This window comes from Micromonospora sp. NPDC049107, from assembly GCF_040648595.1.
Classification (GTDB): Bacteria; Actinomycetota; Actinomycetes; order Mycobacteriales; family Micromonosporaceae; genus Micromonospora.
Genome location: NZ_JBEZEC010000005.1, coordinates 229,278 through 244,566, shown reverse-complemented (window position 1 = coordinate 244,566; position 15,289 = coordinate 229,278). Strand labels below are relative to the sequence as shown.

Genomic DNA, 15,289 nt, shown 5'->3' with positions numbered 1-15,289 from the left:
CCCGTGCGGGGGCGGTCAGTCGGACGCGACGATCAGCAGCCTGGTCGGGGCGGTGCCGCCCGGCGCGGGTAGCCGCAGCGGCTCGCGGCCGGGGGTGATGCTGCCGAGCACCGAAGCGTGCCGCGCGCCGGTGCCCGAAGGCAGGGTGCCCGGCAGCCCGTGCACGGTCAGGTAGCCCAGCAGCGCGAACGCCAGCGCCTCCTTGGCGTCCGACGGGACACCCACCTCGTCGCTGGACGTCAGGTCGACGCCCGGCAGCTCGTCGACGAGCATGCCCATCAGCGTGGGGTTGTGCGCCCCGCCGCCGGAGACCACGAGCCGGGTGACGCCGTGCGCGCGGCAGGCGTCGGCCACCGTGACCGCCGTCAGCCGGGTGAGCGTGGCCAGCACGTCCCGCGAATCCGGGGTGGGCACGTCGGCCAGGGCGGCGAGCAGGTACGGCAGGTGGAACAGCTCCTTGCCGGTGCTCTTCGGGCCGGGCAGCCGGTAGTACGGCTCGTCGAGCAGCCGCCGCAGCAGCGCCGGGCTCACCTGCCCGGCGGCTGCCCCGCGCCCGTCCCGGTCGTACTCCTCGACGCCGCCGCTGAAGTGGCGTACGGCGGCGTCGAGAAGCGCGTTGGCCGGTCCGGTGTCGAACGCGAGAGGGTCGGCGTCCGCTGCGACGACCGTGATGTTGGCGATCCCGCCCAGGTTGAGGGCGGCCGGGATGCCCGGCAGACCGCGCAGCAGCAGCGTGTCGAAGAGGGCGACGAGCGGTGCGCCCTGGCCGCCGGCCGCGACGTCGCGGCTGCGCAGATCGGCCACGACCGGAAGTCCGGTGGCCTCGGCGATCCAGGCCGGCTGACCCAGTTGCAGGGTGCCCCGGACCGTGCCGTCCTCGACCCAGTGGTGCATGGTCTGGCCGTGTGAGACGACCAGGTCGGCCCGCCCCTCGCACAGCTCGGCGAGGGCTCGCGTGCCGGCTGCGGCGAACGCCTGGCCGATGCCGGTGTCCAGCACGCAGATCGCCTCGGTGGTGGTCGGCGCGGGTGGCAGGGCGGCGGCGATCCGGGCCCGCAGCTCGTCCGGGTACGGGTGGCTGAGCCGGCCCAGCGGGCGCATCCGCAGGGTGTCGCCGGTCAGCTCGAACTCCGCGGCGGCGGCTTCGATGCCGTCGTACGAGGTGCCGGACATCAGGCCGATCACGCGCATGGCGGTCTCCTTCATGCCCGGCCCACGGGTGCCGCCGTCGTCTCGTCGTCATCGTCGACGCGGCTGTGGTCGTACGGCGTCGGGGCCGGGTGGAACCAGCTCGACACCACGCCGACGGCCAGGGTGATCAGGACGCCGATCGGCACCAGCCACTGGGCGGCGATGGCGGTCGCGGTGGTGGTGCCGGCCGTCGTCACATCGATCTTGACGTAGCGGACGATGTACGTCATCACCGCGATCGTGACGAGGAACGCGATCACCGCGTCGACCTGGTTGGCCCGCTTCACGAGGCGGCCGAGCAGGAACGCGCCGAGCAGCGCTCCGTAGGTGTAGCCGGCGATGGTCAGACCGGTCAGGTAGACGTTTCCGGTGCTGGAGCTGAACGCGCAGGCGAAGATCGCCATCAGCACCGCCCAGACCAGGGTCATCACCCGGGCGAGCCGGAGCATGGCGTCGTCCGACGGGACCTTCTTGAAGAAGCTGTGGATGAAGTCGGCGACCGTGGAGTTCGACATCGAGTTCAGCGCCGACGACAGCGACCCCATCGCCGCGCCGAGGATGCCGGCGACCAGCAGGCCCGAGATGCCCACCGGCAGGGCGTGCAGGATGAAGTTCGGGTACAGGTTGTCGGTGCTGTTCAGGCCCAGCTCCTTGAAGGTCTGGCCCTTGTTGTACGACCAGAGCAGCGCGCCGACCAGCGAGAACGCCGCGAACTGGATGACCACGAAGATGCCCGAGGAGACCATCGCCAACTGGCCCTCGCGCAGCGTGCGGGTCGACAGGATGCGCTGGACGATGAGCTGGTCCGACCCGTGGCTGGCCATCGCGAAGATGGCGCCACCGATGATCGCGGTCGGCAGCGCGAACGGGCTGGTGAGCACGTGCGCGAGGTCGAAGTTGGTGTCGAAGAGCTGGAACTTGCCGGCGTCCAACGCCTGCGAGTAGCCGTCGAACCCGATGGCGTGGCTGAGCACCGCGACGGCCAGGATCGCCCCGCCGAGGTAGAGGCCCATCTGGATGGCGTCGGTCCAGATGACCGCCTTGATGCCACCGAGGTAGGTGTAGACCACCGTGATCAGTGTCAGCACGATGATGATCGCCTGGTAGCCGACGTTCAGCCCGAACTCGTCGAGGAGCAGCTTGATCGGGATGGCCGAGGCGAACAGTCGTACGCCCTCGGCGAGCAGGCGGGTGAAGACGAAGGTGATCGACGCCAGGCCCTGGAGTTTCAGGCCGAACCGCTCACCGAGGTACTGGTAGGCGCTGACGAAGCCACCCCGCTTGTAGAGCGGGATGAGCACCGCGGCCACGATCACGCGGCCGATCACGTAGCCGAGGGCCAGTTCGACGTTGCCGAAGCCCTGACTGCTGTACGCGCCGCCGGGCACGCTGATCACCGTCAGGACACTGGTCTCGGTGGCGACCACGGAGAACGAGACGGTCCACCAGGGCAGTTTTCCCTCGCCCACGAAGTAGTCCTTGGACGACTTCTGTTTACCGGACAGGCGTAGTCCGACGGCGGCGATCACCACGAGGTACAGCACGATCACGACAAGGTCGAGTTGACGCACGGTTCACTCCCAACCAGCGGGGTTGTCAATAAGTGACGTTGGCCCACACTAACCCGAAACTTTTTGCCAGTGCCCGTCCGGTCTGGTTACGCTGTGGTCTCAGCCTGCCGATACGGGGCGGACGCGAGGCCCAAACGGTGCGTTGCCGGCGGATTCTCAACGATCTGGCGCGCGTCGCCGAACTGGTCAGGGAGCACTCGCCCGGTCGGCGACTGAGTCACCAGCGAGAGGAACGAACACCCCGTGGACCTCAGCACCCTCGGCACCGAGACCCGCAACGACAACACCACCGACCTCGACCGCATGTCGCCCACCGAGATGCTCCTCGCCATGAACGACGAGGACCACACGGTCGCGGACGCCGTCCGCCGGGCCGTGCCGGACATCGCGGCCGCCGTCGACGTCGTCGTGGCCTCGCTGCGCCGAGGCGGTCGGTTGATCTACCTGGGCGCCGGCACCAGCGGCCGGATCGGCATGCTCGACGCCGTCGAGTGCCCACCGACCTTCGGTACGTCGCCCGAGCGGGTCGTCGGTCTGCTCGCCGGCGGGGCGGGAGCGTTCGGCGTCGCCGTCGAGGGCGCGGAGGACGACCCGGACCGTGCCGTCGCCGATCTCGACGCGATCGGGGTCAGCGACCGCGACACGGTGGTGGGGCTCGCGGCCAGCGGTCGTACCCCGTATGTGGTGGGTGGGTTGGCGCACGCCCGCGCGCGGGGGGCGAGCACCGTCTCCGTCGCCTGCAACACCGACGCGGTGATCAGCCGGCACGCCGACGTCGCCATCGAGGTGCCCACCGGCCCCGAGGTGCTCACCGGCTCGACCCGGCTCAAGGCCGGCACCGCCGAGAAGCTCGTCTGCAACATGCTCTCGACCGCCACGATGGCCCGGCTCGGCAAGGTCTACGGCAACCTGATGGTGGACATGAACGCCACCAACGCCAAGCTCGTCGACCGGGCGCGTCGCATCGTCGCCGAGGCCGCCGACACCGATCTCGACACGGCCGCGGAGGCGCTGGCCGCGGCGCACGGCCATGCCAAGACGGCCATCGTGCTGCTGCTCGCGCACTGCACCGCTGAGGAGGCCGCGGCACGGCTGCGCGAGGCCGACGACGACGTCCGGGCGGCCGTCGCGGCCTGACCGGCCGTCGCGCCGGGGCGGTCAGCGGTTGACGTACGCGGCGAGGCCGCCGAGTTCCTCGTTGGCGATGAACACCGACCGCACGTTGAGGATGGCCTCCTCCACGTGCGTGTCGCAGCCCCAGGCCGAGTCGCCCCACGAATCGGCGATCTTGATCCTGGCGGGTGCGGAGCAGCCCTGGACCCCGCCGAGCTGGCAGTGCTCCGGATGCGGTCGGGCGGCCTGGGCGGCCGCGGCGTTACGCATCCGCTCGGTGAGCTCCGCGGCGGCGGCCGCACGCTGCTCCGCCTCGGCGCGCAACTGCCGCTCCGCGCGCACCGCCTTCGCCAGCTCCTCGTGGGCCGCCCTGGCGCGGGCCTCGGCGGCCGTCTTCGCCTGCTCGACGTGGTGACGCTCGATGGCCAGGGCCGCCGTGTCGGCGAAGACCCGGGCCAGGGCCAGGTCGGTGTCCTGCGGGACGCGCGGCGTGCGGTGGTACATGGCGAAGGTGCCCAACAGGCCGCCGTCGCGGGCCAGGATCGGCATCGACCAGCAGGCGGCGAGACCGGCCCGCTCCGCCAGCTCCCGGAAGTCCGCCCAGAAGGGGTCGGTGGCGATGTCGGTGACGATGACCGGCTCCCGCCGGTAGGCGGCGGTGCCGCACGAGCCGACACCCTCGCCGGTGGCGATCCCGTCGATGGCCTGGTTGTAGAACTCGGGCAGGCTCGGCGCGGCGCCGTGGCGCAGGTGCCGGCCGTCCTCGTCGGCGAGCAGCACGGAGACGAGCACCTGCTCGGGCGTCAGATCCTCGATGCAGCGGGCCATCCCGTCCAGCACCTCGGTCAGCGGCGCTTGACGGGCGATCTGCTCCAGCAGGGCGCGGTGCTCGACCATCAACCGCTGGGCGTGCTTGACCTGGGTGATCTCCACGCCGATCACCCGGATCCCGGTCACCGTGCCGTCGGCGTCGCGGCGCGGCTCGTAGGTGAAGTCGAAGAACGCCTCCCGCGCGTACGGGCCGACGCCGAGCATGATCCGGGCGTCCCGACCGGTGTACGGCTCGCCCGTGCGGTAGACCTCGTCCAGCAGGTCGAGGAAGCCCTGACCGGCCAACTCGGGCAGCAGCTCGGCGACCGTGATCCCGGTGCGGGCGCGTTCGGAACCGATGGCGGCGAAGAACGCCGGGTTCGCCGCCTCCACCACGTGCGTGGGCCCCCCGAGGGACGCGAACACCGCGATGGACTGCCCGAACAGCGCCCGCAGATCCTCCTGCGCCGCCTGTCCGGCGTCCGAAGACCGTACGGCGGTCGCCCGCTGGTTCGGTACCGCCGTCATGCTGTGGTCGCCTCTCTCCGGTACGGCTTCCGTCGCTGCACCGCTGGATCGCGGTCCACTCACCCCGGCCAGGATACGAAGAGGGCCGCGAAGCCGCCGGGCAGGGCGCGGATCAGTCGCTCTCGTCCACGAACTTGTAGTAGCTCGCGCGGAATCGTTGCAGCAGCGCGCGCATGAACTCCGGGCCGGCCTCCGGCGACACCCGGTGCGCGCCGGCCGGCACGCCGTTGTCGTAGAAGTCCTGTGCGACTGCACCCCACTCCGGATCGAGAATGGTCAGCGACACCGGTTGGCCGGGCTGCCAATTGAACTCGGCCACCCGATGTTTGGTGTGCTTGGCGAACGTGTACAGCGCCACCCTGGTCGCCGCCTGCTCGGTCATTCCTGCCTCCTGGTTCACTGCGTGCGGCTCACTCACCACGGGCTCGGCGGGCGGAAGGCGTTCCACGCCTCGCCCGTGATCGTGCCGCGGGCACGGATCTCGTTGAAGCGGTCCATCGCACCGGACAGCGCCTGCTCACTCAGGCCGGTGCCGCGCAGCCGCTCGGCCAGCGCCGCCGGGTCGGTGTCCTGGAGCCGGGCCATCGTCTCCGGGCTCAGCGGCCGGTTCATCTGCTGCGTCACGAAGTCCGAGCGCAACGGTTCGGCGTTCGACTCGGGGAACGAGTAACCGTGGTCGATGGCGACCAGCCGGCCGTCGGGCCCGGTCAGGTAGTTGAGCATGTGCCGGTCGGTGTTGCCGCTGATGTAGTCGAGGACCGCCATCCGCTCGCCCTCGACGGCCGAATAGGCGTTGGTCGGGCGGCCCGGGGTCGTGTTCTCCACGAACTCCTGCATCGACCCGGCCCCGTGCGGTCCGTCCCAGCGCGCCGTCGTCGGCACCAGGCCGAAGCCCAGATCCTCGTCCAGGCGCGAGGCGGCGACCTCACGCGGGGCCAACTCGTTCTCCGGGATGGACGAACGAACCTGGACGAACTCGTTCTCCGGCACGTTCGGCTTGTAGACGCCGTGCGTACCGTCGGTGAACGTGACCTCGTACGCGTCGTTGACGTGTCCGCCGGGGTCGAGTTCGGTCATGCTGTGTACCTCTCTGCCGAGCAGCCGCAACTCGGCCTCGCTCGCGTGATCAGGCGTCAGCGGATCGGCGTTGGAGCCGGAGTCCGGCGCGGCATTCCCGTCGGGGTCCGTCGGCTCTTCACCACCGTGCGACGTGCCACCGTCGTGCGACGTGCCACCGTCGTGCGACGTGCCACCGTCGTGCGACGTGCCACCGCCACCGCCCGGCCCGCCACCGCCCGGCCCGCCACCGCCCGGCCCGCCACCGCCCGGTCCGCCACCGCCCGGTCCGCCGCCGCCCGGTCCGCCGCCGCTTGGCCCGCCGCCGCCCGGTCCGCCGCCGCCCGGTCCGCGGTCGACGTCGGGTGGCCAGTCGTCCTGCCGGGCCCACGGCGGCGGCTGGCCGCCGCCCGCCGGGTCGGTGTAGCCGCGCGCGCCCGGACCGGGGGCCGGCATGTCGGTGGAGCGCGACCCGCCCGGGGTACGCCGCAGGCCCCGCAACGCCGTGCGCAGGGCGTCGAGCAGTTCGCCGAGCTTGGAGAGGATTGGCCGCAGGCGGCTGACGCTGCGGGCCAGCGCCGTGAGGAGCCCGGAAACCTTGGCGGCCCACTTGGCGACGAGCGAGGAGACCTGCGCGGCGACCAGGGGAGTGGCCGCGCCCAGGGTCAGGCCGGCCTCGGCGAGCCACACCCACAGCCGGACGGCGAGGACCGAGACGAAGTCGGCGATGAGGTCCCGGACCAGTTCCCGGACCAGCGCCACCAGCAGGCCCGCGCCCTCGACGACGGTGCCGATCAGATCGGTGGCGTCCGCCAGGCCGGCGAGATGACGCAGGTGCTGGTCGCTGTAGCGGCGGTACGCCTCGGACGCGGGGCCCGTCCAGGTGGCGATCTCGGTCCGGACCGCCTCGGACAGGGCGGTGGCCTGGTCGCTGACCTGCCGGGAGACGTTGTGCCACGTCTGCGCGTACGCGGTGATCTGGTCCGGGTCGCCGGCCAGCCAGTCGAGGGCGTCGGAGAGTGGCTTGACGTGCTCGATGAGCCAGGCCACCCCCCACGAGACGATCGAACCGATCGGGTCGACGCAGGTCGCCAGCACCTCCATCGACGTACCGAAGCCGCCGATGGTCAGGTCGACCCAGGAGCCGCTCTCGATGCCGTTGCGCAGGTCGACCAGGCTCTCGACGAGCCCGAGGCCGCTGTACGAGGTGGTGGTGTCCTGCCGGGCAGCGATCAGCGGGTTCGCGACGTCGGTGCTCACCGGTGCATCCGCCCGAGGGAGGCGGAGATCGTCGCGTCGGTGTCGTGGTAGGCGTCCACCGTCTCGTCGAGCGCCCCGGCCGCGCTGTGCAACGCCTCCTGCGCCGCCGCGAGCGCCTCGGCGGCCGGGCCCTGGAGGAAGTCCAGCAGGAAGGGGAGCGCCTGACAGACGGGCAGGTGCCCGTACGCGTCGGCACCCATCCGCACGTACGCGGCCGCGTCGTGTGCGATGCCGATTCCCGTGGAGATCCGGTCGACGGAACGGGCGTGTGTGCTCACCGCCGCCGTGGTGACCTCGAAGCCGGCTGCCTCAGCGCCCACGGTCACCCCACGGGCCGTACCCCTGCTCGTCCTCCTCGGGCACCTCCGGGAAGCGCGACTCGTAGCTGCCCACGACGGCGCGGGCGGTCTCGGAGTCGGCGCCGACGGTCTCGGCGGCCGCCTCGGCCACCTGCGGCGTCAACCGGCCCTGCGCCCGGCGCATCACGGCCAGCACCTCGGCGGCGATCTCGTCCGCCCGCCAGCGCAGCACCCGGTCGTCGAGCCGCAGGTCGGTCATGGCGCCGGACGCGGCGACGGTGACCTGGACCGCGCCGTCCGCGCCCTCGGCGGTCGCCGACATCGCCGCCACGCGCTCCGACAACTCGTGCGCACGGGCGGCCCGCTCGGAGATGCCCGCCGCCCAGGAAGCGACGAAGTCTTCGGTCGCCGCGCCGAAGTCCGCGTTCGGGAACTGCGCCATCAGACCTCCCCCGGGTGACCACCGCCGGCCGCACCCGGGGTCGGCCCGAGGCGGCGCAGCCAGCACACGATACGCCCTCACTCTCCGACGTGGAGCCCGCGCCGTCCGCCCGAACGGCGACTCCCGGCCGCTCGGGTGAGCGGCCGGGAGCCATCGATCGGGGGTACGGGTCTGGCGTGGACCCGCTACCCGCTCAGCCGCGGATCCACTGCTGGTTGCTGCCGCCGGTGCACGTCCAGATCTGCACGGCGGTGCCGTTGGCCGTGCCCGCGCCGTTGACGTCCAGGCAGAGCCCCGAGGCGACGCCGGTGATCGTGCCGTCGCCGTTGACGCGCCACTGCTGGCCGCCGCCGCCGTTGCAGGTCATGATCCGCGCGCGGCTCCCCGTCGAGCTGCTGGCCACGTCGAGGCACTTGTTGCCGTAGACGGTGAGCTGGTTGCTGCTGGTGAGCGTCCACTGCTGGTTCGCGCCGCTGTTGCAGTCCCAGATCTGCACGACCGCGCCGTCGGCCTGGCTCTGGCCGTTGACGTCCAGGCACCGGTTGGAGCCCGCGCCCCGGATCGTGCCGGTCGCACCCGGTTCACCGGAGTTGCCGACCGGCGTGACGGAGAGGTTGTCGAACTGGGCGCTGACTCCCTGACCCGTGCCGTAACCGATCTGGCCGGCGACCCAGGTCGAGTCGGAGGCCGTGCCGACGGTGGTGCCGTCGATGCTCGCCGTGAGGGTGCTCCCGTTGAGCGTCAACGCCAGGGTGTGCCAGCGCCCGGTGCCCAGCGCCGAGGTGTTCCCGCTGGCCAGCGTGCGCCAGTTGCCGCTGGTGTTGTTGCTCCGGATCGACCACGCGCCACCGTCGGTCACCCGGAAGTAGTAGCCGTTCAGGTTCTGCGGCCCCTGGTGGTTGTACGTGTTCGCCCGCCCGATGAGCTGCGCGTAGCCGGACTTCTCCAGCATGACGTCGGAGGAGAGCGTGTAGTTACGCCAGCTCAGGTCACCCAACAGCGTGTACGGCTCGGCCTGGCCGGACGTCCAGAAGATCGGCGTCTGCTCCGACATCTGCCGGACGCACCGGCCCGAGTGGCCGCCCCCGCAGGCCGCGATCTCGAACGAACCCTGCTGGTCCATCAGGTACTTGGCCTCACGCCCGACGTCGTAGCTGTCGAACGTGTCGCTGTACGGCAGCTTCAGGGTGCCCTGCGCGGGGCTGGTCGCCGTGCTCTTGCCCTGCCCGCTGGTGGTGGTGATGCTGTAGACGTAGCCGGGCTGGACGGTGAGCGAGAAACGCCCGCCGCTCGGCGTGAGGTCGCTGCCCCGCACGAAGTGGTCGGCGCTGTTGTTCGACCTGACGTTCGTGGCCCAGACGTGGACGGTGCCGGTGGACAGTCCGCCGGTGACGGTGAAGTCGAGGGTCTGCGCCGATCCGGCGTCCATCGTCTCGATGATGGTGCTGTAGTCGCTGTTGTTGGTGGACTTCAGCGACACGTAGCTGCCGTTGTTGCGGTTGCCGCCGAGGTAGCCGCTCGAAGAGTCGAGGTAGCGCCAGCCCGGGGCGGTGAACTGCGTCGTCTGTGCCATCACCCAGGTGCTCTTGCCGATCGAGTAGGCGCCGGACCAGGGCTGCTGGGCCACCGCCACGCCCGTGGTCGCCCACGGGATGTTGGGGGTGATGGCGGCGATGGCGGGCCAGTTGATGTAGCCGGTCATCTTGCCGTCGATGTAGCCACGGTTGATGCCCCGGGCGAGCGCCTGCGCGCCGGCGTTGTAGTCGTCGGAGCCGTTCTCGCTGGCCCAGAGCGCCTTGCCGGTGGATATCGCGTTGTTGGAGCTGGGGCAGCTGCTCTGGGCGCTGCGGTAGCCGCAGACGTAGTGGCTGCCGAAGACCTGTACGGCGTTGGCGAACGCCGGATCGCGCAGCGACTCGTCGGCGGCGCCCCAGCCGAAGTCGTCCGAGGCAACGATCTTGACGTTGCTGTAGCCGCGGGAGTTCAGGGTGGACCGCAGGTTCTTGTACCAGGTGGCGTTGTAGCCCTTCTCGTTCCATCCGCCGAGGTAGTTGATGGTCAGCCCGTGGGTGCCCGCGCAGTCCAGCCAGGCGACCAGGTACTCGATCGAGTCGTTGGACCAGAAGTTGCCGTTGCCGATCCAGCCCGGTGCTCCCCACGCCAGGCCCGCCAGGGCGATGTTGGGGTTGCGCGTCCGCGCCTGCTCCATCAGCCACCACTCGTAGCCCCGGTTGCAGTTGATGCTGCCCCGGGTGTGCTCGTGACTGGGCTCCGCGCCGGAGGTCGAGTTCGTGTCGCCGCCGATCTCCGTCTTCAGCAGCTGCATCGCAGCGCCACGGCCCGGCTTGAACAGGTAGTCCAGGATGTCACTGCGCTGCGGTTCCGGGTAGTCGATCAGAAGTCTGCTGTTGCCACCGCCGCCACTGACCGCGCCGATCCCGTCGAGCGCCCGTCCACCGGACCCGCCGTTGATCGTGATGGCGGTCGCCGCCTGAGCGGGGGAGGCGACGACGGTCAGTACGGCTGCCGCCCCGACGAGCGCCCCCACCAGGGCGGCCGTTAACCGACGTGGACGTCGCGTGTGTCGCCATGACCGGCGTCGTGCCGCCTCGCCGGCACCGCGCCGCCGACTCTCTCTACCGAACATCTGATTCGCCTCCCGGACCGTCCCGACACCCGAAGCCGTACGGCAGGTTGTCGAGCTGTCGCAAGGCGCTGGGGCCGATGATCGAAGATCGTTGATGAGCAGACGTCGTATGTTAAGCACCGCATGGATCGCCGGTCAATGCCACTACTACGCTCAATTACCGCCATTTGCATCGACGGACTTCGCGCAGAGACCTAAAAAGATTTGATGAATGTGGCCTGTCGGAGTACGGCCGAGTGGCTCGGCGGCGGAACCTGACGGTTCCGCCGCCGAGCGCGATCCCTACCCTTGCGCGCTGGAGGCGACCGCCGGGCTCAGCTTCGGGTCCACCGCTGGTTGGCGGCGCCGCTGCAGTCCCGGATCTCGGCGCGGGTGCCGTTGGCGGTCCCGTTGTTGACCAGGGCGAGGCACCGACCGGACCCGACCCCGGTGATCGAGCCGTCGGAGTTGAACCGCCACCGCTGGTTGGACTGGCCATTGCAGTCCCAGATGATCACCGAGCTGCCGTTCGCCGTGGCGGCGCCGTTGACGTCGAGACACTTGCCGCCGAACACCCGCAGTTCCTGCGACGCCGTCGAGGTCCAGCTCTGGTTGCTCTGGCCGTGGCAGTCCCAGATGATCGCCGCCGAGCCGTTCGTCTGCGAGGCGCCGTTGACGTCCAGGCAGCGGCCGGAGGCGGTGTTGCGCACCGCCGACGTGCTGCTCGGTGGCGGGGTGGTCGGGTTGCCGGTGGGCGACACGGTCGGGCTCGGCGTCGGGTCGGTGCTGCTGAACTGCGTGAAGAACCGCCACACCTCGCCCTTGGTCCAGGTCCGCGCGCCGCTGTCCCCGCCGCCGTCCACCGGGCCGGGGGTGTGCCCGCCGTCGAAGGCGGCCCAGACCACCGGATAGCCGGACCGGCAGCCGGAGTACGTGGTGGTGATGTGGGTCAGGCTGCCCGCTCTCGGCTCGGGAGGGCTCTGTGCCGTGCATCCGTTGTTCCGCACGAACGTGTCCCGCAGGGACCGCCCGGCGGAGATGTTGAGCACCGGGTCCCCGATGCCGTGGATGCCCATGTACGCGATCGGCTGGGTGCCGCCGCCGCAACCGCTGAGCTGGCCGCCGGAGTAGACGGCGACGGCGCGGAAGACGTTGGCGCGGGAGCAGGCCAGCGAGTAGCTCATGCCGCCGCCGTAGCTGAAGCCGAGCGCGAAGAGTTGCGACGTGTCGACGCAGAGGTCGGCCTCGATCAGGCTGATCATGTTGTCGACGAAGGTGACGTCCTGGCCGCCGGGGTTGGCCCAGCCGTTTCCGTTGCCCTGGGGGGCGACGAAGATGGTGCTGTTGTTGGCCTGCTGGCGCAGGCCGTAGTAGGACCAGGCCGCACCGTCGGACCCGCCGCCGTCGACGTCGTTCATGGTGCCGCCGTTCCAGTGGAATCCGAAGATCAGCCGGTACGGGTGGTTCCGGTCGTAGTTGTCAGGGATCCGCAGGATGAAACTACGGTTCTGACCGCTGCTCTGGATGGACCGTTGACCGCTGGTCAGCGTGGGCGCCTTGCCGCACCCGGCGGTTGCTGCGGCCGCTGCGACGTTCGCGGCCGACGCGGTGGTGCTCACGCCACCGGTCACTATCGCCGCACCCACGGTCGCGACGACGAGCGCCGCCGTCGCAAGAGAACCGAGGATGGGTCTACGTCCTGTCATGATGGGCTCCCGCCAATCGGCACGAAGTGATAGGTGAGGGGATCCACGGCGACCACGACACGCCACCGCTCACCGCTGCCGACGCCGCTCGGCGCGGACGAAACCCCGACGCGGTGTGCCCACGGACCGACCGGCTCGTCGCCATGGGTCTGCACCGCTGGTTCCGCCGCCCAAGCGGGACCAGAGGGTCGTCGAATCGTCGGCGGCCACGTCGTACGCCCGAACGCCACGCCCGGCCGTCGATCGGAGCACCCGGTCCACGGCCGAATCGATTCGGCCCCGACGCTAGATCTGGCAGTGAAATATGTCAATGCTGTGTCGAGTGGGTTGCGACCCGACGCGAGGGTCGGCGCTACGGCGCTGCTCGTACCCCGCTGAGGTTCTTGGTGATGCGCAGCAGCACCTGGTCCGGTGGCCCGTCGACGAACGCGGCCACGTCCGAGAGCGCGGCGATCAGCGGTAGTCCACGGCCGCCGATGGTCAGCGGCGCGGGAAGGTCGGCGTCGAGCTTGGCGGCGTCCGGGGTGCTGCCCCGGTTGCCGACCTCGAGGACACAGACGTCGTCGTCGATGCTGATCGTGAGGTCGACAGCGCCGCTGGGATCGGCGTGGATCACCGCGTTGGAGCACGCCTCGCTGATCAGGACCGCCAGGTTGGCGCGAACGTCGTCGCCGATGTCGGTCAGGCTCAGCAGGGTGGCGAGTATGTGCCGGGCTCGGGCCACCGCCGACGGCTGGCGCGGGAGCGACGCAGTCATGTCCACCCGCATCGCTCAGCCCCCTTCCAGACCCGTGCGTCGCCAGCCCGGATCACCCTGTCATACCCACGGCCGGGTGCCCCGATACCCGTGCCGCCACGACGGATCGGGAACCTTCGGAAGGCGTTCGGTCTCGGCATCTGGCACGGTAGGGGGCGAGCAGGCACCGCACAGCGGATCGGCGCAGCGCACGTGAGGGGGAGTGGTGGATTTCGCGTTGGCAACCCGGCGAGGGCGCGTCGGCACGGTGGTGGAGGTCGCCGGCGATCTGGACATGAGCACCACACCGCGTCTGCGTGACGGGCTGCTGGAGGCGGTCGAGAGCGGAACCCGGGTGGTGGTGGTCGACCTCGCTGCCGTCGGGTTCATGGACTCCAGCGGCCTGGGCGCGCTCGTGATCGCCTACAAGGCGATGCGGGCGCGGGACGGCTGGCTCTGCCTGGCTGGAGTCCAGCCTTCGGTACGCAAGGTGCTGTCGATCACATCGGTGGATCGGGTCATCGAATCCTTCGACACCGTGCAGGACGCCGAGGCGGCGTCCCCGGCGGCGTCCTGAGCGTGGTTCAGCGGGTGCTGGCGCGGGCGATGTCAGCGCCGGCGGCGGTACGGCGTGGCCCGTGGCTGTCGTACCAGTCGATGATGAGCAGGGTCGCGTCGTCGGCCAGCACCGGGCCGGCCGTCGCCAGCACCTTGTCCGAGAGCGCCCGGACCGCCTCGCGCGGGTGCAGGTGGGCGATCTCGAGCAGCGCTGCGGCCAGGTCCAGGTCGGCGGCATTGCGTTCGCGCATCCCGTCGGTGACGATCACCAGCCGGTCGCCGGGAAGCAGGGAGATGTCCCCGCTGCGGTAGCGCTCCTCGGGAAACATGCCCAGCGGGAAGTTGCTGGGCAGCTCCACCGGTACGACCCGGTCGCCCCGGACCAGCAGCGGCGGGACGTGCCCGGCGTTGAGCAGTTCGCAGCGACCGGTACGCAGGTCCATCCGGCCCAGCACGGCGGTCACGTACGCGCCGGGCACGTTGGCGTGCTCGGCGACGGCCCGGCTGGCCTGGTCGGCCTGCGCGACGAGGCTGTCGCCGCGACGGCGGGTGTTCCGCAGGCTGCCCACCCCGAGGGTGGCGGTCAGCGCGCTGGCCACGCCGTGCCCCATCGCGTCGGTGACGCTGACGTGCAGCAGGTCCCGGGCGAGGCTGTAGTCGAAGGTGTCCCCGCCGACACTGGCCGCCGGTTCCAGCCATCCGGACAGCGCGAAGGCGCCGGCCTCGCAGGTGAACGCGGCGGGCAGCAGCCGGCGCTGGATCTCCGCGGAGAGGGTGAACGGGCTGCTGCGCTGACCCCACTCGAACAGGTCGGTGTGCCGGCGGTTGGCGATGACCACGAACGCCAGCGCGTGCGCGGTCCGGGCGATCTGCGCGATGATCGACTCGTCCGGCTCCTGCGGAAGGTCGATCTCCAGCAGACCGATGGCCTCGCCGCGTTCGGTGACCGGCGCCAACACGGTCCACCGGCCGTCGCCCGTGAGCACCTGGGTGCCCTGCTGACGAAGGACCTGCTCGCGGGGGCCGCCGTCGAACGGCAGGACCTCGGCGGCCTCCTCGTCGTGGCGACGGCCCGGACCGCCGGGGGTCGGTTGGTGGGTCAGCCGGACCAGCGCGCGGCCGCTGAGGTCGGCGATCAGCAGCGAGACACTGGACGCGTGCAGCGCGGCGGCGATGGTGCCCGTGACCGCCTCGACCGCCTCCACCGGGGCGGCGTCCTCGGCCGCCTGCAACACCCCGGTCAGCACCGCCTGCCCGCTCTCGTCCACCCGTCGAGCATAGGCACCCGCTCGTCGGGCCGGGTGCGCTGCCTCGGCCCTCGCCGGTGCCGTTCAGGCCCAGCGCACCGCCTCGTCATGCCCGAGTCGGGGCAGTCGGACGTGTTCATCGCTGA

Annotated in this window: 13 protein-coding genes; 2 read left to right on the top strand and 11 right to left on the bottom strand. The window is 70.9% G+C overall.

Going from position 1 to position 15,289, the window contains the following annotated elements:
• Positions 1-15: 15 nt before the first annotated feature.
• The gene (locus AB0B55_RS14845; RefSeq protein WP_357171936.1) at positions 16-1,191 is read right to left on the bottom strand and encodes an anhydro-N-acetylmuramic acid kinase; all 1,176 of its coding nucleotides are present in this window, start codon (positions 1,189-1,191) and stop codon (positions 16-18) included.
• An 11-nt stretch (positions 1,192-1,202) separates the two neighbouring features.
• Entirely contained in the window at positions 1,203-2,762 is a 1,560-nt protein-coding gene (locus AB0B55_RS14840) for a sodium:solute symporter (protein ID WP_357171935.1), read from the bottom strand.
• A gap of 243 nt (positions 2,763-3,005) precedes the next feature.
• Between AB0B55_RS14840 and murQ the strand changes: the two genes are divergently transcribed.
• A complete protein-coding gene (murQ, locus tag AB0B55_RS14835; RefSeq protein ID WP_357124201.1) occupies positions 3,006-3,899 on the top strand; it encodes an N-acetylmuramic acid 6-phosphate etherase in 894 nt (297 codons plus the stop codon).
• Between the two features lie 21 nt (positions 3,900-3,920).
• On the opposite strand, the gene AB0B55_RS14830 is transcribed toward murQ, so the two are convergent.
• The 8 genes from AB0B55_RS14830 to AB0B55_RS14795 form a co-directional block, all read right to left on the bottom strand.
• Positions 3,921-5,213: a GAF domain-containing protein gene (locus tag AB0B55_RS14830; protein ID WP_357171934.1), complete on the bottom strand. Its 1,293-nt coding sequence runs from the start codon at positions 5,211-5,213 to the stop codon at positions 3,921-3,923.
• Between the two features lie 112 nt (positions 5,214-5,325).
• Entirely contained in the window at positions 5,326-5,595 is a 270-nt protein-coding gene (locus AB0B55_RS14825; RefSeq protein WP_357124207.1) for a hypothetical protein, read from the bottom strand.
• A gap of 32 nt (positions 5,596-5,627) precedes the next feature.
• A complete protein-coding gene (locus AB0B55_RS14820; protein ID WP_357171933.1) occupies positions 5,628-7,529 on the bottom strand; it encodes a hypothetical protein in 1,902 nt (633 codons plus the stop codon).
• Complete coding sequence (locus tag AB0B55_RS14815) at positions 7,526-7,849, bottom strand: hypothetical protein (protein WP_357124213.1); 324 nt, start codon at positions 7,847-7,849, stop codon at positions 7,526-7,528. Before AB0B55_RS14815 ends, AB0B55_RS14820 begins: the two co-directional genes overlap by 4 nt.
• Entirely contained in the window at positions 7,839-8,270 is a 432-nt protein-coding gene (locus AB0B55_RS14810; protein ID WP_357124216.1) for a YbaB/EbfC family nucleoid-associated protein, read from the bottom strand. The genes AB0B55_RS14815 and AB0B55_RS14810 overlap by 11 nt, the downstream gene beginning before the upstream one ends.
• A gap of 193 nt (positions 8,271-8,463) precedes the next feature.
• Positions 8,464-10,917, bottom strand: a complete 2,454-nt coding sequence (locus AB0B55_RS14805) for a ricin-type beta-trefoil lectin domain protein (protein ID WP_357124220.1) — start codon at positions 10,915-10,917, stop codon at positions 8,464-8,466.
• Between the two features lie 314 nt (positions 10,918-11,231).
• On the bottom strand, positions 11,232-12,602 hold the full coding sequence (locus tag AB0B55_RS14800) for a ricin-type beta-trefoil lectin domain protein (RefSeq protein ID WP_357124223.1): 1,371 nt from the start codon (positions 12,600-12,602) through the stop codon (positions 11,232-11,234).
• A gap of 352 nt (positions 12,603-12,954) precedes the next feature.
• Entirely contained in the window at positions 12,955-13,359 is a 405-nt protein-coding gene (locus tag AB0B55_RS14795) for an ATP-binding protein (RefSeq protein WP_357124226.1), read from the bottom strand.
• A 205-nt stretch (positions 13,360-13,564) separates the two neighbouring features.
• On the opposite strand from AB0B55_RS14795, the gene AB0B55_RS14790 reads away from it, so the two are divergent.
• Positions 13,565-13,915: an STAS domain-containing protein gene (locus AB0B55_RS14790; RefSeq protein ID WP_357124229.1), complete on the top strand. Its 351-nt coding sequence runs from the start codon at positions 13,565-13,567 to the stop codon at positions 13,913-13,915.
• A gap of 7 nt (positions 13,916-13,922) precedes the next feature.
• Here AB0B55_RS14790 and AB0B55_RS14785 read toward each other — a convergent pair whose 3' ends face one another.
• The gene (locus tag AB0B55_RS14785) at positions 13,923-15,164 is read right to left on the bottom strand and encodes a PP2C family protein-serine/threonine phosphatase (protein ID WP_357171932.1); all 1,242 of its coding nucleotides are present in this window, start codon (positions 15,162-15,164) and stop codon (positions 13,923-13,925) included.
• Positions 15,165-15,289: the final 125 nt, after the last annotated feature.